The 19243-nt window shown below is 41.2% G+C and carries 17 protein-coding genes; 9 read left to right on the forward strand and 8 right to left on the reverse strand.

The window, feature by feature from the left end:
- Positions 1-350: 350 nt before the first annotated feature.
- From ACULLH_RS07295 to ACULLH_RS07315, 5 genes are all read left to right on the forward strand, one after another.
- Entirely contained in the window at positions 351-2573 is a 2223-nt protein-coding gene (locus ACULLH_RS07295; RefSeq protein ID WP_454088085.1) for an NADP-dependent isocitrate dehydrogenase, read from the forward strand.
- 88 nt (positions 2574-2661) lie between these two features.
- Positions 2662-3471 carry a DUF4249 family protein gene (locus ACULLH_RS07300; protein WP_454088086.1) on the forward strand — a complete coding sequence of 270 codons (810 nt, stop codon included), beginning with the start codon at positions 2662-2664 and terminating at the stop codon, positions 3469-3471.
- 61 nt (positions 3472-3532) lie between these two features.
- On the forward strand, positions 3533-5932 hold the full coding sequence (locus ACULLH_RS07305; RefSeq protein WP_454088087.1) for a TonB-dependent receptor: 2400 nt from the start codon (positions 3533-3535) through the stop codon (positions 5930-5932).
- Between the two features lies 1 nt (position 5933).
- Complete coding sequence (locus tag ACULLH_RS07310) at positions 5934-6833, forward strand: DUF4249 family protein (protein WP_454088088.1); 900 nt, start codon at positions 5934-5936, stop codon at positions 6831-6833.
- Positions 6834-6873: 40 nt separating this feature from the next.
- Positions 6874-7767: a DUF4249 family protein gene (locus ACULLH_RS07315; protein ID WP_454088089.1), complete on the forward strand. Its 894-nt coding sequence runs from the start codon at positions 6874-6876 to the stop codon at positions 7765-7767.
- Here the strand turns inward: ACULLH_RS07315 and ACULLH_RS07320 are convergent, their stop codons facing one another.
- Positions 7768-9099, reverse strand: a complete 1332-nt coding sequence (locus ACULLH_RS07320) for a GntP family permease (RefSeq protein ID WP_454088090.1) — start codon at positions 9097-9099, stop codon at positions 7768-7770.
- A 54-nt stretch (positions 9100-9153) separates the two neighbouring features.
- Between ACULLH_RS07320 and ACULLH_RS07325 the strand changes: the two genes are divergently transcribed.
- A complete protein-coding gene (locus ACULLH_RS07325; protein ID WP_454088091.1) occupies positions 9154-9387 on the forward strand; it encodes a DUF6095 family protein in 234 nt (77 codons plus the stop codon).
- Here ACULLH_RS07325 and ACULLH_RS07330 read toward each other — a convergent pair.
- The gene (locus ACULLH_RS07330; protein ID WP_454088092.1) at positions 9384-10064 is read right to left on the reverse strand and encodes a DUF4294 domain-containing protein; all 681 of its coding nucleotides are present in this window, start codon (positions 10062-10064) and stop codon (positions 9384-9386) included. The two genes, ACULLH_RS07325 and ACULLH_RS07330, sit on opposite strands and share 4 nt — an antisense overlap.
- A 101-nt stretch (positions 10065-10165) precedes the next feature.
- Between ACULLH_RS07330 and ACULLH_RS07335 the strand changes: the two genes are divergently transcribed.
- On the forward strand, positions 10166-11254 hold the full coding sequence (locus ACULLH_RS07335) for a M42 family metallopeptidase (RefSeq protein ID WP_454088093.1): 1089 nt from the start codon (positions 10166-10168) through the stop codon (positions 11252-11254).
- A 93-nt stretch (positions 11255-11347) separates the two neighbouring features.
- Positions 11348-11899 carry an NUDIX hydrolase gene (locus ACULLH_RS07340; RefSeq protein ID WP_454088094.1) on the forward strand — a complete coding sequence of 184 codons (552 nt, stop codon included), beginning with the start codon at positions 11348-11350 and terminating at the stop codon, positions 11897-11899.
- On the opposite strand, the gene hisS is transcribed toward ACULLH_RS07340, so the two are convergent.
- The 6 genes from hisS to rpsF form a co-directional block, all read right to left on the reverse strand.
- A complete protein-coding gene (hisS, locus tag ACULLH_RS07345) occupies positions 11888-13264 on the reverse strand; it encodes a histidine--tRNA ligase (RefSeq protein WP_454088095.1) in 1377 nt (458 codons plus the stop codon). The genes ACULLH_RS07340 and hisS overlap by 12 nt on opposite strands.
- A 155-nt stretch (positions 13265-13419) precedes the next feature.
- The gene (locus ACULLH_RS07350) at positions 13420-13890 is read right to left on the reverse strand and encodes a DUF6495 family protein (protein WP_454088096.1); all 471 of its coding nucleotides are present in this window, start codon (positions 13888-13890) and stop codon (positions 13420-13422) included.
- An 81-nt stretch (positions 13891-13971) separates the two neighbouring features.
- Positions 13972-17109 carry a TonB-dependent receptor gene (locus ACULLH_RS07355; protein WP_454088097.1) on the reverse strand — a complete coding sequence of 1046 codons (3138 nt, stop codon included), beginning with the start codon at positions 17107-17109 and terminating at the stop codon, positions 13972-13974.
- Between the two features lie 100 nt (positions 17110-17209).
- Positions 17210-17662: a 50S ribosomal protein L9 gene (gene rplI, locus ACULLH_RS07360; protein WP_454088098.1), complete on the reverse strand. Its 453-nt coding sequence runs from the start codon at positions 17660-17662 to the stop codon at positions 17210-17212.
- A 13-nt stretch (positions 17663-17675) separates the two neighbouring features.
- Positions 17676-17972, reverse strand: coding sequence for a 30S ribosomal protein S18 (gene rpsR / locus ACULLH_RS07365; protein ID WP_054557866.1), 297 nt, complete (start codon positions 17970-17972; stop codon positions 17676-17678).
- Between the two features lie 4 nt (positions 17973-17976).
- On the reverse strand, positions 17977-18315 hold the full coding sequence (gene rpsF, locus ACULLH_RS07370; protein ID WP_454088099.1) for a 30S ribosomal protein S6: 339 nt from the start codon (positions 18313-18315) through the stop codon (positions 17977-17979).
- A gap of 235 nt (positions 18316-18550) precedes the next feature.
- Between rpsF and ACULLH_RS07375 the strand changes: the two genes are divergently transcribed.
- Complete coding sequence (locus tag ACULLH_RS07375; protein WP_136465557.1) at positions 18551-19243, forward strand: LytR/AlgR family response regulator transcription factor; 693 nt, start codon at positions 18551-18553, stop codon at positions 19241-19243.

Consider the following 19243-nt stretch of genomic DNA (forward strand, 5'->3'; position numbering starts at 1 on the left):
CCAAGGAAGAAATAATGGGCTTTATGTGCGAACGGGAGAGCAATTTTCTGTTTTGATAGAGTTCAGGAATCCATTAGACACTTTGCAAAATGTTGTTTAGTTGAAAAATTAAGGACATAGTGTTGAGTAAACGTCAAAGGGGCAACGGACGCAGCCAATGGTTGCGGTTTTGTGGCAACACAAAATGATGTCTTTTAGCCCTTTTCAGAAAGCCATATCAATGTGCAAACATAGATATGGCTTTTGTTTTTTAGCATTTCCTTAAAAAACCATCCCATTTTTTAGCAAAATCTGCTAGTATCGCAACAGCCATAAATTGTATATTTGCACCGCTCTAAAAAAATACCTTAATGGCTAAGATTTTTTACACGAAGACCGACGAGGCTCCCGCCTTGGCAACACTTTCCTTTTTGCCCATTGTAAAAGCATTTACCAACACCGCCGATATTGAGATTGAAACAAAGGACATTTCCCTTGCAGCCAGAATCATGGCCGTCTTTCCAGAGTTTTTGGAAAAAGGACAGCAAGTGTCGGATGATCTGGCCCTTCTTGGTGAATTAGCCAAAACTCCAGAGGCCAATATTATTAAGTTGCCCAATATTAGTGCCTCTATTCCCCAGCTTAAAGAAGCTATCGAGGAATTGCAACAAAAAGGATTTGGGCTACCTGATTATCCAGACGAGCCTAAGACTGACGATGAAAAGGCCATCAAGACAAAATATGACAAAATAAAGGGAAGCGCCGTTAACCCAGTACTCCGTGAAGGTAATTCGGACAGAAGAGCTCCAAAAGCTATTAAAAATTACGCCAAGAAGAATCCACATACCATGGGAGCATGGGCATCTGATTCCAAAACCCATGTGGCGACCATGTCGGAAGGTGATTTCAGGAGCAATGAGCTGTCGACCACCATGCAGAATGCCGACGACGTTCGAATCGAACTGGTCGATGCCAATGGAAACACCACTGTCTTGAAAGACAAAATTGCCCTTCAAAAAGACGAAATTATCGATGCCACGGTGATGAGCAAAAGAGCTTTGGTAAACTTCCTTCAAAATGTAGTAGCTGACGCCAAGGAAAAGGGGCTTTTGCTATCGCTTCATTTTAAGGCGACCATGATGAAGGTTTCAGACCCCATTATTTTTGGACATGCCCTTAAGGCATACTTTTCAGATTTATTTGAGACCCATGGCGATACTTTTGAGCGCTTGGGCATCAATGCCAATGATGGATTGGAAAGTCTATTCGATAAACTACAAGAGCTTCCAGATAGTGAAATAACCGCTATAGAAAAAGCGATCGCCGAGGGTATAGAAAATGGACCGGATTTGGCCATGGTAAACTCCGACAAAGGTGTTACCAATCTTCACGTTCCCAGCGATATCATTATAGATGCTTCCATGCCTGCCATGATCAGAAATTCTGGGAAGATGTGGGACAAAGATGGAAAGCTTCAAGATACCAAAGCCGTTATTCCTGATAGCAGTTATGCTGGAATTTACCAAGCCACCATCGATTTCTGCAAAGAACATGGTGCATTCGACCCGACCACCATGGGAACTGTCCCCAATGTTGGTCTTATGGCCCAAAAAGCCGAAGAATACGGCTCGCACGACAAAACCTTTGAAATTCCAACCCAAGGAACTGTAAAGGTGGTGAGCAACAGTTCAAACCAAACCTTTATCGAGCACAAGGTTGATGAAGGTGATATTTGGAGAATGTGCCAAGTGAAGGATGCACCGATCCAAGATTGGGTGAAATTGGCGGTATCAAGAGCAAAGGCTACCGATACCCCAGCAGTTTTCTGGTTGAACGAGGAACGCGCCCATGACAGGGAATTGATTTCCAAGGTCAATGAATATTTGAAAGACCATGATACGGATGGATTGGATATTCGCATCCTATCCCCTATCGAAGCAACCAAGTTCACGCTGGAACGTATAAAGCAGGGTAAAGACACTATCTCTGTTTCAGGGAATGTATTACGGGATTACTTGACTGATTTATTTCCGATTCTTGAAGTTGGTACAAGTGCCAAAATGTTGTCCATAGTTCCTTTGATGAATGGTGGAGGTCTCTTTGAGACCGGTGCTGGTGGTTCCGCTCCAAAACACGTAGAGCAGTTTTTGGAAGAAGGTCACCTTCGTTGGGATTCGTTGGGAGAATTCTTGGCATTGGGAGTTTCCCTTGAGCATTTTGGTGAGAAATATCAAAACCAAAAAGCGGCTGTTTTAGCAGATGCCTTGGACAAAGCAACCGAGAAATTCTTGGATAACGACAAGTCTCCTTCTCGTAAAGTCAATGAACTTGACACAAGGGGGAGTCACTTTTATTTAGCACTGTATTGGGCAGAACAGTTGGCAAATCAAGATGCTGACGCTTCGCTAAAATCCACTTTTGCTAAAGTCTTTGAAGCATTAAATGCGAGTGAGGGGCAAATTGCCCAAGAACTTATTGATGCGCAAGGAACTTCTATGGATATAGGAGGATACTACCTTCCAGATGCTTCTAAAGCTTCCACTGCAATGCGCCCAAGCAACACCTTGAACACAATTTTGGATTCCATAGCCTAAACTGTTTCAGCCAAGAAACTGTTAAATTTTGTGTTGTTTTGAAATGATGAACGTCTATTTTAGACTTTTATATTCAATAACACTTGGTTTGAGGTACGGTCTATTCTTTGTTCTTTTCCTTTGGGTATGCTCAAGTTGTGAAGAAGCCATTAGTTTGGATCTACCTACTTCGGACTCCAGGTTGGTCATTGATGCCTTATTGGGATATAATGAAAATAGCGGTAATCCTCTTGTTGCAGGGCAAGTCAAACTTACGCTGACCGCTCCTTTTTTTGCTGACGAAGTTGCACCTGCGCAAAATGCAAGTGTGACCATCATTGATGAGCAAACGGGAGAATTGTTCAACCTTGTCGAAAGTGAACCAGGTGTATTTGGAATCAATTTTCCTGAGTTACAGTTCAATAGGGAGTATACCTTGGTGGTTACCTATGACAACGAAGTGTATACTGCCACCCAACAAATGTATCATGCCCCGCTTATTGATAATGTTGTGCAAGGGGATGGTTTTTTATTTGATGAGGATGAGACTGAGGTTGAGGTAACCTTTTCCGATATTCCAGGTGAGACAAACCATTATTTATTCTCTTTTGGTTTCGGCAACTTTTTGGTGATTGATGATGAATTTTTCCAAGATAGCCAATTGACATTTTCCTATTTCTACGAAGATGTCGGCCCCGGTGATTTACTTTCCATTACTGTTTTTGGCATAGACCAAGATTTTGCCAACTATGCCAATATTGCGTTGATCCAATCTGGAGAGGACACGGGAGATGGTCCATTTTCAGTTCCTCCGGCAAATATCAGGGGAAACATTGTCAATACTACTGATTCGAACAACTTTCCATTCGGGTACTTTGCCATAGGTGAGTTTGATACAAAATTGTTGACGTTGGAATAAGCGTCATTATTACCATTTTTATTTCTCACATCCAATGTGTACTTTTAAGAAAATAGCTGCTATGCTCAAAAAATTACTATTCACCCTCCCACTCTTTTTTCTTAGCCTCAACCTACTACAAGCTCAACAAAAATACACCCTGAGCGGCACCATTTCAGAAGCAAGTAGCAACGAGACACTAATTGGTGTTACCATTGCATTTCCAAGCTTACAAACTGGAGTTACAACCAATGAATATGGCTTCTATTCCATTACTCTCCCAAGAGGAACTTATGAAATCACCATAAGTTATTTGGGATATCAAGACGTTCAGGAGACCATCAACCTAACAAGGGATATCAAAAGAGATTTCAACTTAAGCGAAAAAGCTGAAGAATTGGAAGAGGTTGTAGTTACCGATGACGCTAAACAGCTCGATATCAGAAAACCTCAAATGAGTGTGAATACCCTTGCTGTGCAGACCATAAAGCAAATTCCAGTCGTACTTGGCGAAGCCGATGTTATTAAATCCCTCTTGCTCCTGCCAGGGGTAACCAGCGCTGGTGAGGCGTCATCAGGGTTCAACGTACGTGGAGGAGCTGCTGACCAAAACCTTATTTTGTTGGATGAGGCCACTATTTTTAATTCCTCACATTTGTTCGGTTTTTTCTCGGTATTCAATCCTGATGCCATCAAAGATGTAAAGCTTTTCAAAGGTGGAATCCCTGCACGATATGGCGGACGGGTTTCTTCTGTGCTCGAGATATTTCAGAAAGAAGGAAATAGCAAGGATTTAGAGGTCAATGGTGGTATCGGAGCTGTTGCCAGTAGGCTTTTGGTTGAAGGTCCTATTACTAAGGACCGAACAGCTTTCCTAGTGGGTGGAAGAGCATCATATGCTCATTTGTTCCTCCCACTCTTCGATGTGGACAACAAAGCATACTTCTTCGACCTCAACACCAAATTCAATCATAAAATCAACGATAGAAACAATATTTACCTCTCTGGGTACTTCGGTCGTGATTTGTTCAGTATCAACGAAAGCTTTGTAAATACGTATGGGAACGCTGTTGGAAATTTCAGATGGAACCATTTATTTTCGGATAAACTCTTCTCCAATCTTTCCCTAATCTACTCCGATTATTTCTATGGATTGGAACTGGATTTTGTAGGGTTTGAATGGGATTCAGGAATTCAGAATTTCAACCTTAAATATGACCTGAAACACTACATCAACGATAAATTTCAAGTAAACTACGGGCTTAATAATATTTACTATGTCTTTAATCCAGGTAAAATAAAGCCCAATAGTCCCGATTCAGGAATTGTGGAGGAACAGCTTACCAAAAAATATGCTAACGAAGCCGCAGCTTATGTTGATGTTGAGCAGAAAATCACGGAAAAATTAAGTGTAAATTATGGTTTAAGAGTCAGTCTTTTTAACAGATTGGGGCAAGATGAGCTATTTGTCTACGAAAATGACCAACCTGTGGTATTCGACCCATTTCAATTGGTATATCGAGAGGCGGTGCCTATAGATACCATCAATCCCGGAAGGGGGCAAAACCTGTCCACGTTTACCAATCTGGAACCAAGGGTTTCCATGGCATACACCATAAATGAAAATACCTCAGTCAAAGCCAGCTTTACAAGGTTGGCACAGTATCTTCATTTATTGTCCAATACAAGCTCCCCTACTCCCTTAGATGTCTGGACCCCCAGTGGACCCTTTGTCGAGCCACAATTGCTGAATCAGTATGCCCTGGGTTATTTTAAGAATATTAAAAGTGGAGAGTTCACTTTGGAATTGGAAGGATTTTACAAGGATATTGAAAATCGAATCGATTACATTGATGGTGCAGATTTAATCGCCAATAATGCCATCGAACAGGTCATCTTGAACGGAGAGGCCAGAGCCTATGGATTAGAACTGTTGTTTCGAAAAAATGAGGGGCGTTTTCAAGGTTGGTTGGCCTATACACTCTCCCGTTCAGAACAACGAACTCCGGGTAGGGTCCCAACCTTCGACAATGGTCGGTCCAACCAAGAGACGGGAATAAATTTTGGGGAATGGTATAGCACTCCTTTTGATAAAACCCATGATGTAGCGCTCTATGGCAGTTATGATTTGAACGACAGGTGGAATTTCAACACCAATTTTGTTTTTCAGACCGGTCAACCCACCAATTATCCGATAGGTCAGTTTGAGTTTCAGGGCTTGGTGGTTCCTTTCTTTGGGTTACGCAATCAAACTAGATTGCCAGACTATCATCGACTGGATATATCGGCAACCCTCAAAAACAAGAAAAAACCAAACCGGACTTTTCAATCGGAATGGATATTTAGCGTTTACAACGTATACAATCGAATGAATGCTGCTTCCATCAATTTTAGGCAGAACCAAGATACGGGCCGAAATGAGGCCATAAGGACCTCCATTTTTGGAATTATTCCTGCGATAACCTATAATTTTAAGTTTTGATATGAGGTACAAGTATTTGATCATAGGATTATTGGTTGCCCTGGTGGGATGCGAGGATGTTATTGATGTCGAAGTACCCACCACTGAACCTCGGCTGATTGTAAACGGATTACTGAGAGTTGATGAAAGTCTCGAATTTATCCCTGTAGAAGTAAAAGTTACCGAAACCAATAACTTTTTTGAGGAGACCCCGGTAACCCAACTTGAAAATGCCATTATAATTTTTGGGCAGCCAAGACCAAATGCTCCCGAGATACTGGAAAACCTGGCTACATCTTCTTTGGCCGAATCGGCTCCCGGTTCTGGAATTTATATTCCGGACCCTACGTTTGATGCAGATCAACGCATAAGAACTTCTTCACTATTACCTGGAACCGTATTCATTTTGATAGTGGAACATAAAGGCAGGAGATACGCTGCTAGGACTCCGTATTCCAAAACGGTGACCTTTGACGATCTAGAGCAAGGAGATGAAACTTTATTTGATGAGGATGATACAGAAATTAAAATAACCATTACCGATATTGAAGACATCGAAAATTACTATGTTTTTGATTTTGGTTTTGGTGAATTTCTGGCACTTGATGATCAATTTATTGATGGACAACAATTTGAATTCTCATATTTCTATCAGAAGGATTTAGAAGCTGGTGAGCAAGTGGAGATTAGCATATTGGGTGCTGATCAGCAGTTTTTTAATTATATGGACTTGCTTGTAGAGCAAACCCAAAATGACGGAGGTGTATTTGAGACCCCGGCAGCAACCGTGCGAGGCAATATTTTTGATGTCACCGGATTGGACAACAACCTGCTCTTTGACAATGTAAACAGACCTGAAGCTTTTCCATTGGGTTATTTTGCAGTTGTAGAGGAATTCAAACAAAGTTTGACGATAGAATAAACACATTGACAATCTGCTTTATAGCTTAAACTTTCATACGATGATTGGAAGATTAGCAGCGCTTTTATCTTTAATTCTTTTTTGCTCCTGCGAAGATGTCATAGACGTTGACTTACCAGAAACGGAAACAAAGCTTATTGTAAATGGCGTTGTTCGCACCGACAGATCCCAAGAATTCTTACCCGTTAAAATTTGGGTTACCGAGACCAATGGTTTTTTCGACGAACCCATCATTACAGCATTGGAAAGTGCTGTAATCTTGGTTGGAGAAAGAGATCCAGACTATCCGGACATCTTTAACCTATCTCCGAAAATTTTAAAGGAATTTGTGCCAGGTACCGGCCTTTACGAACCGGACACCATAAACGTGGATGAGCGAATTCGTATGGAATTTATAAATCCAAATACATTATTTTTCTTAATTCTGGAGCATAAGGGAAAACGATACGCAGCACAGACCATGTATTCACCATCAGTTCCAATCGATGGAATAGAACAAGGCACCGAAACACTGTTTGACGAGGATGATACCGAGGTAAAGATTACCATTACAGATGTCCCTGACGACAAAAATTATTACGTATTTGACTTCGGCTTCGGGGAGTTTTTATCCTTGGACGACCAATTCATAGATGGGCAAGAGTTTGAGTTTTCCTATTTCTACCAAAAAGATTTGGAAGCCGGACAAGAGGTTCAGATAAGTATTTTGGGAGCGGACCAACAATTTCATAACTACATAGACTTATTGGTTGAACAAACCCAAAATGATGGTGGGGTTTTTGAAACACCAGCTGCTACAGTAAGAGGTAATGTTTTTGACGTTACGGGGCTGGATAACATCAATATTTTTGATAACGTGGGAAGGCCAGACTCATTTGCTTTGGGCTATTTTGCCGTAGTGGAAGAATTCAAACAGACTTTGGTTGTTGAATGACTAAAGTATGGCATGAAGGATTAGAATAACCAATATTCCTGTCAATCCTTGAAAGAAAGTGGCAACTGTATGGCCTCTTAACGCCGTTTTCATATCCATATTGGAAAACTGGGAAACCACCCAAAAATAGCTATCGTTGATATGCGATACCGTCATAGCGCCTGCGCCAACAGCCAAAACACTTAACGCTTTATCCGTTAAGGATTCCAGTCCAAAAGTACCTAGCAAGGGAGCCACAATGGCGGCACTGGTTATTATGGATACGGTTGATGAGCCCTGAGCTGTCTTTAACACCGCTGCGATTGCGAAGCAAATCAATAACCCTGTGGTGCCCGAAGCTGCGCTTATGTCAAAAATTGAAGCGATATCCATGGTTCTCAGTATAGCGCCAAAGGCACCTCCTGCTCCGGTTATAAGGACAATTGCCCCTGCCTGTTTTAAAGCACTGGCGACCCATTCATTTCTTTCCTTGGATTCTACCCCTTTGGCCAATGGAAAAGCAAAGAATACTCCAATTAGCAATGCAACTATTGGACTTCCAATAAATCCGAAAATCTTAAAAACAGTCCCCTCGCCAAAAGGATGTGTTGGATAGTCCGCTATGGACTTTAACGCTATCAACAAAACTGGGACCAACAAGGGCAAGAAGGCCATAAAGGGTTTAATTTTTGGAGCTTCTTCGGTTACTTCTTCTTCTTCTTCTTCAGTTATCGGTTTTTGCTCTTGTTCCTTTAAGGATTTACCAATAACCTTGGCCCAAAAGTAGCCCGCTAAAGAGACGGGTATCGCTGTTGCCAATCCTAAAATCATGACCATTCCCAAATCTGCTTCAATGACAGCGGCAGCAGCCAATGGTCCAGGTGTCGGAGGAACAAAAACATGGGCGGAGTACAATCCAGTAGCCAATGCAATCGCAAAAACCATTACTGGCAATCCTGACCTTTTGCTCAGCGCTTTATTCAAGGACGATAGAATCACAAAGCCAGAATCACAGAATACCGGAATCGATATCACAAAACCTGCCAAGTTCAAGGCCAAAGGTGAACGTTTCAATCCTATAAGTGACAAAATAGCGTTGGCCAATACTTTTGTGCTTCCAGTTTTCTCCAAAAAGATTCCTATTATGGTTCCAAACGCAATTACCAATCCAATCCCCGAAAGTGTCTTGCCAAATCCTTCACCTAATGTGGAAACAATTTTGGTCGAATCCAGCCCCAACATCAACCCTGAGAAAACCGCAGCAAGGGTAAGGGACAATACTGGATTCATTTTAAATCGGACGGTGGCCAAAATAATAAACAGTATGGCCAAAAAAAGCGTAAGTAGTTCCATGTTGGTTTAATAGGTTTCACCTAAATATAAAGTATTCTTGCTACTTTTGAACCCATGGGAACGGATAAGCAACTTTTGGTAAAGGGAATAAAGTTTATAGGGTATACCGTTGCCTTAATGTTTCTAGCTCCTTTTGTTATCTATCAGGCTTTCAAGAACCAAGAACACGCCGCTTATATCCCTGTTTTGGTCATTGGATTGACCCTGGCCATTGCAGCCATTGCCATGGGGTTCTACACCATTAAGATTTTTATGGATTCCCTTTTCGGGAAAAAGAACAAAAACTAGTTCTTCTCGGCAGGAGTATTCTTCCACTTATTGCTCAATTGCGCATAGTCATAATCCAAAACAGATTTCTGACGTTCCAATTTTTTTGAAGCGAAAGCACGTTGTAAAATATCTTCAATCAAGTAATCTTCATGAATACTTTCAGGATGAAACTCCTCCTTTATACTTATTTTGAAGGCTTTGGCAGTAGTATTGTACCAAAACGCACGCCAGCCATTTCTAAGCTCCTTTACTAAGTCGAAAGCAGTTTTTCCCGTCTGACGGTATATTAATTTAATTAATATCTGTCCTTCAGTGCGTGTCAACTTTTTAAGTTCATCCGAAAACTCACCCTCTACGTATTTTTGAACCGTTTTGGTGTATTTTTTACGATGACGTCTCTTTGTGATTTTCACCAGGCTGTCATTCATCTCTTCCAGCCGCTCTGCGGCCAACTTGGCATAGGGATACACCTTTAACGTCTTTCGGCGGAGAATATAATATCGCAGCTTCTCTTCCCTGCTTGCAAATTCCAGTTTACCAAAAATATAGACCTCGTCAAGCTCTATGGAACTTCTCAAGATGGAGTCCCCTTCAAACCGAACATAATAGTCAGCAATAGAATCCTTTCCAATTTCTTGCGAAAAACCAAGAGTGCCAATCAACAAAAAAGTTAAAACTAAACTATATCTATACATCCAAGATTTGGTCTAAAATCAATCCAAAATTAAGGATAAACCCACGATTAGGCTATTAAATAAAAGTGAATATTGTTATGTTTGTGGACTAAAATTACTTCATGGCAGCTTCAAAAATAATTACCGCTAAGTCTCTAAAATTCTTTGAAAAATATCTAAATAACGCTTCTCCAACGGGTTATGAGTGGGAAGGGCAAAAGATATGGATGGATTACCTTAAACCTTATGTAGACGATTTTATTACGGACACTTACGGTACTGCGGTAGCTGTTGTAAACCCCGATGCACCCTACAAAGTTGTCATCGAAGGGCATTCAGATGAGATTTCATGGTATGTGAACTATATTACCGATAATGGGTTGCTCTATGTAATCAGAAATGGAGGAAGTGATCATCAAATCGCTCCATCAAAATGGGTGAACATCCATACCAAGAACGGTATTGTAAAAGGTGTTTTCGGATGGCCTGCCATTCATACTCGGAATAGAGCCAAGGAAGAACCGCCAAAGCTGGACAATATTTTTATCGATATCGGTGCAAAGGATAAAGAAGAGGTTGAAAAAATGGGCGTACATGTTGGATGCGTCATCACTTATCCAGATGAATTTCAGGTGTTGAACAAAAATAAATTTGTCTGTCGTGCCCTCGACAATCGTGCTGGAGGATTTATGATTGCTGAAGTTGCCCGTTTATTGCACGAAAATCAAAAGAAACTACCCTTTGGATTGTTCATTACAAATTCAGTTCAGGAAGAAATTGGGTTAAGAGGTGCTGAAATGATAACCCAGACCATTAAACCTGACGTGGCTATTGTTACCGACGTTTGCCATGACACCACTACCCCGATGATCGATAAAAAGAAAGAAGGAGAGACTTCGATTGGTTCAGGACCCGTCATTTCATACGCTCCGGCCGTACAAAATAAACTTCGGGAGCGCATCATAGAAACAGCAGAAGCTAAAAAGATTCCTTTCCAAAGGTTGGCTTCATCAAGATATACCGGGACCGATACCGACGCCTTTGCCTACAGTAATGGAGGTGTCGCATCTGCCTTGATTTCTTTGCCGCTGCGTTATATGCATACCACTGTGGAAACCGTGCATAAGGATGATGTAGAGAATGTAATTAGATTAATCTACGAAACGCTACTTACGATCAAAGCTGGAGAGACTTTTAGTTATTTTGACTAAAAAGGAATCCCTATCCGGTTAATTTAACCCTAAGAGTGTTTTATACGACCTCTCGACTGTGCTCGAGGTGGCAAATTATGTAATTTTGGCACTGTGGATGAGTTGGTCGACATTTTGGATGAACATGGAAACCCTACTGGGCAGACTTGCTTGAAATCCGCAGCGCATCGTAAAGGGCTCTTTCATCCTACCATCCACGTGTGGTTCTATACCCCTGAAGGACAAGTTTTGTTCCAAAAACGGGCAAAAAACAAGGATACCTTTCCATCTTTATGGGATGTCTCGGTCGCGGGACATATTGGTGCAGGAGAAGATATAAAAGAAGCTGCGGTTCGAGAAATCGAGGAGGAAATAGGGCTTTCTGTAGTCGCCTCCCAGCTTGAAGGGATTGGTCTATTCAAGTCTATGCAAAAGCATTCGGAAACCCTTGTTGACAATGAATTCCATCACAACTTCTTGTGCGAATTGAAAGTCCCTCTTGAACAACTTTCAAGACAACAAAGTGAGGTTGATGACCTTCAGCTATTTCCATTGGATGATTTTAAAAATCGTTTGGAAGAAAATCGTTTGGAAGGATTTGTTCCCCACACAAAATCCTATTACATGGAAACTATGGATGCTATTTCCAAAAGATTAAAAGCTTGATAGAAACCCATCGAGATTATTCAAAGGGTACACTTGTTGCTCTCCTGTAGCCATGTTTTTTACCACAAACTCTCCTTTCGAAAGCTCTTGGTCACCGATCATTACAACATAGGGCACATTCCGGTTGTTGGCGTACTTCATTTGCTTTTGCATCTTCGCTGCGGTAGGATAAACCTCAGCCTTCACCCCATTTGCCCTTAGCCTTCCAACCAATTTTAGAGACGCCAAGCTTTCTTCCTTTCCAAAATTGATACAGAGCACATCAATGGATTTATCCAAGGTTTCAGGGAATAGGCCCAATTCCTCAAGCACCAGATAAATGCGATCCAATCCAAAGGAAATCCCTACTCCACTGACGTCTTTTAATCCAAAAATACCGGTAAGGTCATCATAACGTCCGCCCCCACCTATTGAGCCCATTTTTACCCTTTCTGGAGCACTTACTTCAAAAATGGCACCTGTATAATAGTTGAGCCCACGAGCTAAGGTTACATCCAACTGTAAAGAAGCGGACCGTAATCCGATGGAATCAACTGTTTGAGTAATCTCTTCCAACTCAGCAACACCTTCCATTCCAATTTCAGATTGTACCAAAAAGGTTTTCAACTGTTCCAACTGTTCGGAAGTCGAACCAGACATGGCAAACAAAGGTTCGGCATTTCTAACCGCCTGCTCAGAAATTCCCTTGGCCATCATTTCTTCCTTAACCTTATCAGCGCCTATCTTATCCAACTTGTCCAAGGCGACAGTGAAATCAACCAATAAATGCTTTGCCCCTATCACCTCAGCTATCCCAGATAATACTTTTCTATTATTAAGTTTGATAGTTGTTCCCTTTAACCCCAAATCGGTAAAAACGGCATCATATAGTTGTACAAACTCAACTTCCTGTAATAAGGAATTGGCTCCCACTACATCGGCATCACATTGATAAAACTCCCTAAAACGTCCTTTTTGGGGTCTATCTGCACGCCAAACAGGTTGAATTTGATAGCGCTTAAAGGGAAAATCTATCTCATTTTGATGCATGACCACATAACGCGCAAATGGAACGGTAAGATCATATCGCAATGCTTTCTCTGAAATTTTTGGAGTCAAAGATGAGGAATTCTTTGAGCTGTAAGTAACATCATCCACCTTGGAAATAAAATCCCCTGAATTCAGTATTTTAAAAATCAAACGGTCGCCTTCATCACCATATTTACCCATTAAAGTCTCCGAATTTTCAAAAGACGGAGTTTCTATGGGTTGAAAACCATAAGCCTCAAAGTGTTTTTTTATGGTCTGGATAATGTGGTTGCGCTTGGCAACCTCGGTTGGTGAAAAATCGCGCGTCCCCTTGGGAATGGATGGTTTTTGTGGCATTTATTCGTAATTCTGCTGCAAATATAAGTGGTTTGAAAAGACATCGGGTATCAGATAGCGGATATCAGTCGTCAGAAATCAGTTGTCGGAAATCAGGTATCAGATATCAGATGGCAGATATCAGACTTCTGTCCTCTGACAACTGAAGTCTTACGCTATTCCATAATTTGCTCAAACCACTGGTAAAGTTCGCCTTTAGTGATTGCGGCGCCTTGCTGGATCAAATCAAATTTATCCTTGTTCTTATCTTCAGAATAAGCTTTGGAAGCGGCCAGATACTCTACAAAGTCGGATTGAAAATTCCGTTTGAACCAACCGAAACCTTCCGCTGTACGCAAATCGATTTCAGGGTTCATCACTTTAACGGAGAACAGTTTCATCTCTTTTTCGGTCAAATGGAACAAATGCATATGTAATTCGGAGATATTTTCCAGGTATTCCACCTTGGAAAGCACTCCTTCCCAAACCAAATCACTGAATACATCTATTTCCTCTTCCGCTACATCGGGCTTTTCTTCTTTAATTGTGGCCCATTCGTCGGCCGTAATGGACTGGGTGGCCAAAAAGTTGATGAACTCCGGATGCAGCTCTTCCAATTGTTGCTGGGTCAATCGCGCGTACTTCATTGAATCATATTCATTTAATCCGGCAAAAATAAAAAAAGGCCGCGCTTTTGCGCAGCCTTTTACCATATAAATTGTTGACTTTTAGTTGAAGATATACCTCACTCCAAATTGGGCCTGCCATCTAGACAACAAGCTTGTATCCGAGCTAAAAGTTTCTGTTAAATTCTCATCGAAACTGTAGGTTGGGTTATTGTTATCATCAATGCTAACCCCCAATACCTGTTGGTTGGTCGGAATTTCAACAATTCCCCAGTCAGAACTGATCAAGTTCCCCACATTCAATACATCCAAGCTCAACTGGATCGTATTTTTATTGGTAATCTTGATATCCTGCAGCACCTTTAGGTCCCAACGACCTCTCCAAGGAGCCAAAGCACCATAACGTTCAGCATAGGAGCCTCTGTTCTCACTTAAATAATCATCTTGTTGGATGAAAGCTTCAAACGCAGCGGCATCCCCAGGCTCCGCAAAATTCATCTGACCGACTTCCGCAGCGGTCGGAATATATAATAGGTCATTGATGCTAGAACCATCCCTATTAATGTCCCCACCATAGATATAATTGAACCTTCCGCCTTGTGCGTACTCAAAGAAAGTGGATACCGTAGTACCGGTTTTAAAAGCTTTGGAAATTACACCAACAAATCTGTGCGTATCACCATATCTTGAATAGGAAAGGACATCTGCATTGGCATCATCGACAATAGCATTGGCGGCGAATGCATCACTGGTGATTTCTGCTTCAATCGAGTTCACATCCTTGGAGTTCAAATAGCTATACGCCAAACTTGCATACAATCCATTGTCCCAAGTTTTCTGTCCTTTAAATACTGCGTTCCAAATTCTTCCCTCATCAGAATTGGAGAACACATAAGCATTGTTGATCAAATCAGTAGCAGCATAAACTGGTCTGTTGTCAACCCCTTGAAGGTTCTGCGACGGAGGTAACAAGCCCCAGTTTTGGACGTGTGGACCGTTAAAATCCTTGGAATAGGAAAAGTCAGCGGTCAAAATCCAACCGTTTTCCAGTCGTTTGTCAGCTCCCAAGCTCGTTCTCCATACCTGAGGCCATTGAAAATCTGGATCAACAGCAGTAAGGAAAAATACGTTGGGGTTGGCTATTTGATTTCCTAACCATACAAATGGGAAACGACCCGTAAAAATACCTGAACCACCTCGAATCTGCAGGTCGTTTGCATTTTCCACGTCCCAATTAAACCCAACACGTGGTGAAATCAACCAAGCATTAGTTGGCAATTGGGTATTATCTATCAATACCGTTTCGCCGTTGTTAGGATTTACATAAGGAATATCAGGAACTACGGCAGGTGCCCTATCAATAACATCCTGTGCTTTTGCTGCTGAGTCAAAATATAGGGGTCGATCTACGCGAATACCATAAGTCAATTTAAAGTTTTCAGTAGCATTCCATTCATCTTGTGCATAAAATGCCATTTGTCCCACATTGGTCTCTGCCAAGGCCCATCCACCAGCATTTCCTTCTCCTGCAGCATTCAAGGCATTATTAGCAGCGATTGCAGCATTAAACTGACCTTGATAAACATTTACCAAAGCAGCTTCTCCTGCAGCATCCAAATTTCTGAAATCGGCGATGGAACCTGAAGGGAAAAATACCCCTTGTGCTCCATAAACACCAAGGTTGAACGAATTATCGAACTCAAATTTCTCGAAAGAGAACCCAATGGTAAAGGTATGATCTCCTTTAAAGAAATTTAGGTTATTGGTCAATTGAAACACTTTCTGGTCCAATCGGTTATTGATGGAAAAAGGTTCGTGTCCTGCGATGATATAGTTAGACGCCCCGTTTTCATCCAATAAGGTGATGGTTGGCGCAGGAGTAGAAAGCGGATTTCTAAAATCATCAAAATGCGTATACCCTACCTGCAATTTGTTAATGGCCTCATCGGAAAGGGTTGAGTTCAATTCGATCTGCACTGAACGAATCTGGTTGTTAATTTCATATCCAGCGTTTTCAAACTGCAATGTGGATAAATTTGGCCCTCTAAAGCCCAAAGCTGTAGGGTGGGCAGGCTTTTCCTTGGAAGCATTCAAGAAATTATAGATAATCGCCAATCTATTGTTGTCGTTTATGTTCCAGTCCAGCTTAAAAATACCTTTGGTAGATTCTTGGTCGTAGTTAAAACCTTCGAATCGTCCAGGATTATAAAACTGCCCATCGCCGATGGAAACCTGGCTCAAAATATTGGATACCAATTCGAAATCCGATGCAAGCACCCTTGACTCATTAATGGAACCTGAATTTCTATTTGGTATGAAACCATTGGAACCCAAATCTGTGCGATCATCCTTCTCAAAATTAGCAAAGAAGAACAATTTGTTCTTTATGATAGGACCTCCAATACTTATTCCATACTGCGATTGGCTTAAATCTGCCTTGAACACATCATCTCCGGCCACTTTACCACCGGTTAAGCTTTCATTTCTAAAAAAACCATATACGGTACCATAGAACTCATTGGTACCACTTTTGGTAACTGCATTGACAGAAGCTCCGGTAAATCCGGATTGGGTCACATCATAAGGCGCTGTGGTCACTTGAATTTGGTCAATCGCATCGATTGAAATCGGATTCGCCTCTGTTTGTCCTCCAGGCTGTGCCGCATCCAAACCAAATGGATTGTTGAAAATGGCACCATCCAGCGAAAAGTTATTGAATTGGTCGTTTCTACCTCCAAAAGATCCTGCACTGGCCGTGGGTTCCAAGCGGGTGAAATCGTTTGTAGATCTTGAAATTGTGGGTAATCTGGTCAATTCGCGTCTCCCTACACTGGTTTCAGCTCCAGTCCGGTCACTTCCAAAGGTGCCTGTCTGATCTGAAACAACGATCACCTCATCCAGAGCTTGGCTATCCGATTGTAGAACTACATTGTGGTTGAATGTCTTACCCAATGAAAGAAAGATGTCGTTCTTTACGTTGCTTTTAAACCCTACATAAGATATGGTAACCTCATAAGGCCCTCCTACTCTAAGGTTAAGCAAATTATATCTTCCTTCTTCATTGGTAATGGCTCCGTAGCGTGTACCTGTTGGGGTGTGTATTGCTACTACGTTCGCTCCCAAAAGCGGAGCTTGTTGGTCATCAACAACCGCTCCACGGATGTTGGATGTGGTGACTTGTGCAAAAGTCGATGAGAACACCATAAAGAACAGTATTCCCAAGGGTAAAAGTTTCTTCATATTGAGTGAGTTAATTAAGTGAGTACCTACAAACATAAATAAAAAAAAGAGCTATGCACGCATAGCTCTTTATAAGTTATTAACCGAATTTTCTTACCTACTACTTGGCTTCGGCTATTACTTCAAAAGGAAAATCAACAATCACTTCTCTGTGAAGTCTGATTTGGGCGTCGTAAGGCCCAACTCTCTTGATTGTTCCACCTTTAATGTTTATAAACTTTCTTTCGATTTGGTGACCTGCTTTATCCAAAGCAGCGGCCAAATCGATATTGCTTACAGAACCAAACAATTTATCTCCGGCACCAACTTTTGCTGGGATACGGACTTCCAATTGTTTTATTGCTTCAGCCAATTTATTGGCCTCATCGATAACCTTCTTTTCTTTATGGGCTCTTTGCTTTAAATTTTCTGCCAACACCTTTTTTGCTGAAGGGGTCGCCAACGCAGCCAATCCTTTTGGGATAAGGTAGTTTCTTCCATAACCGTTTTTAACCGTTACGATATCGTCCTTAAATCCCAAATCCTGTATATCTTCTTTTAGAATAAGTTCCATTCTTCAGTATTTTTTATTTCAACATATCGCCAACGTACGGCATTAAGGCTAGGTGACGTGCACGCTTAACAGCCTGCGCCACTTTTCTTTGATACTTCAATGAGGTTCCGGTAAGTCTTCTAGGAAGCAATTTGCCTTGCTCGTTTACCAACTTCATCAAAAAGTCCGGATCTTTGTAATCAATGTACTTAATACCTGACTTCTTGAACCTACAATATTTCTTTTGCTTGTTGGTCTCAATGTTCAACGGGGTCAAATATCTGATTTCCCCGTCTTTTTTTGATTTTGCTTGTTGTTCTATTGATGACATAGCCCTATGCGTTTGCTTTTAATTTGGTTCTTCTTTTCTCTGCCCAAGCAATTGCATGCTTGTCCAATTTAACGGTCAAAAAACGCATAACACGTTCATCTCTTCTGAATTCAACCTCATAAGGTTCGATAACCTCACCAGGAACAGTGAATTCGAATAAGTGGTAAAAGCCACTTTTTTTGTGCTGAATGGGATAGGCCAATTTCTTAAGTCCCCAATTTTCCTTGGAGACCATTTTGCCACCATTCTTAATCAAGAAATCCTCGAATTTCTTGACTGTTTCCTCTATCTGGGTCTCAGATAGAACGGGATTCAAAATGAAAACAGTTTCGTAATGGTTCATATATTATTATTTTAAAGGAGCGCAAAATTAGTAATAAATGTTAACCTCCGCAAGAAAAGGCAAAATTCTTCGTTTAATGCTATGAGTTATTAACATTAGTGAACCTTTTAAACCTACGTATCGTATATGGTAATATACACAACAAAATAGACCATGTTTACATCTTTTGTTGCAGTTAAACGTCATTTTTGTGTAATTTGCCGATGATTTAAAACCCTACAAATCACCCCATTCTATGAAATTAAAAAGTATAATTGTAGACGACTCCTCAATGCAACGGATGGCCGTTGCAAAATTGGTCAACAATCACCCTCATCTTGCCTTGGTAGCCGAGTACAGTAATGCTATTGAAGCCAAAAACGGACTTAAGAACCATGAAATCGATTTGATTTTCTTGGATGTTGAAATGCCAATCATTAGTGGCTTTGATCTTTTGGAGGCCCTTGACAACCCTCCACAAGTAATTTTGATTACCGGTAAACCTGATTATGCACTCAAGGCATTCGATTATGACGTAACCGATTACCTACACAAACCTATTACTTTGGCTCGATTTGAGGCTTCTGTAAAAAGGGCGGTTGCAAAGTATGAGCAGATGAATAGGGTTGATGAAGACGAGGAGCATATTTTTGTAAAGAGTAACCTTAAAAAGCGTAAGGTTATATTAAACGATATTAAGTGGATTGAAGCTTTAGGAGATTACATCAAATTAGTAACCGACGAAGCAAACATTGTAATTCTTTCCACGATGAAGGCTTTCGAAAAGCAACTTCCAGCAGAGAAGTTCCTTAGAATCCATAAATCCTATATTGTGAATCTGGAGAAAATCGAAAAGTTCAACAGTAAAAATGTTGAAGTAAGCGGTAGACAGATTCCATTAAGTAGAAATAAAAAGACTGAGTTGGCCGAAGCGCTGGCCAATGTATAG

Source organism: Flagellimonas sp. 2504JD4-2 (genome assembly GCF_053642935.1).

What these genes read in the sequence shown, in the direction of transcription:
- ACULLH_RS07295 (WP_454088085.1), top strand. Translation starts at nt 351, where the DNA reads ATGGCTAAGATTTTTTACACGAAGACCGACGAGGCTCCCGCCTTGGCA.
- rpsF (WP_454088099.1), bottom strand. Translation starts at nt 18,315, where the DNA reads ATGAACCATTACGAAACTGTTTTCATTTTGAATCCCGTTCTATCTGAG.
- ACULLH_RS07315 (WP_454088089.1), top strand. Translation starts at nt 6,874, where the DNA reads ATGATTGGAAGATTAGCAGCGCTTTTATCTTTAATTCTTTTTTGCTCC.
- ACULLH_RS07350 (WP_454088096.1), bottom strand. Translation starts at nt 13,890, where the DNA reads ATGAAGTACGCGCGATTGACCCAGCAACAATTGGAAGAGCTGCATCCG.
- hisS (WP_454088095.1), bottom strand. Translation starts at nt 13,264, where the DNA reads ATGCCACAAAAACCATCCATTCCCAAGGGGACGCGCGATTTTTCACCA.
- ACULLH_RS07320 (WP_454088090.1), bottom strand. Translation starts at nt 9,099, where the DNA reads ATGGAACTACTTACGCTTTTTTTGGCCATACTGTTTATTATTTTGGCC.
- ACULLH_RS07325 (WP_454088091.1), top strand. Translation starts at nt 9,154, where the DNA reads ATGGGAACGGATAAGCAACTTTTGGTAAAGGGAATAAAGTTTATAGGG.
- ACULLH_RS07330 (WP_454088092.1), bottom strand. Translation starts at nt 10,064, where the DNA reads ATGTATAGATATAGTTTAGTTTTAACTTTTTTGTTGATTGGCACTCTT.
- ACULLH_RS07355 (WP_454088097.1), bottom strand. Translation starts at nt 17,109, where the DNA reads ATGAAGAAACTTTTACCCTTGGGAATACTGTTCTTTATGGTGTTCTCA.
- rplI (WP_454088098.1), bottom strand. Translation starts at nt 17,662, where the DNA reads ATGGAACTTATTCTAAAAGAAGATATACAGGATTTGGGATTTAAGGAC.
- rpsR (WP_054557866.1), bottom strand. Translation starts at nt 17,972, where the DNA reads ATGTCATCAATAGAACAACAAGCAAAATCAAAAAAAGACGGGGAAATC.
- ACULLH_RS07335 (WP_454088093.1), top strand. Translation starts at nt 10,166, where the DNA reads ATGGCAGCTTCAAAAATAATTACCGCTAAGTCTCTAAAATTCTTTGAA.
- ACULLH_RS07375 (WP_136465557.1), top strand. Translation starts at nt 18,551, where the DNA reads ATGAAATTAAAAAGTATAATTGTAGACGACTCCTCAATGCAACGGATG.
- ACULLH_RS07305 (WP_454088087.1), top strand. Translation starts at nt 3,533, where the DNA reads ATGCTCAAAAAATTACTATTCACCCTCCCACTCTTTTTTCTTAGCCTC.
- ACULLH_RS07310 (WP_454088088.1), top strand. Translation starts at nt 5,934, where the DNA reads ATGAGGTACAAGTATTTGATCATAGGATTATTGGTTGCCCTGGTGGGA.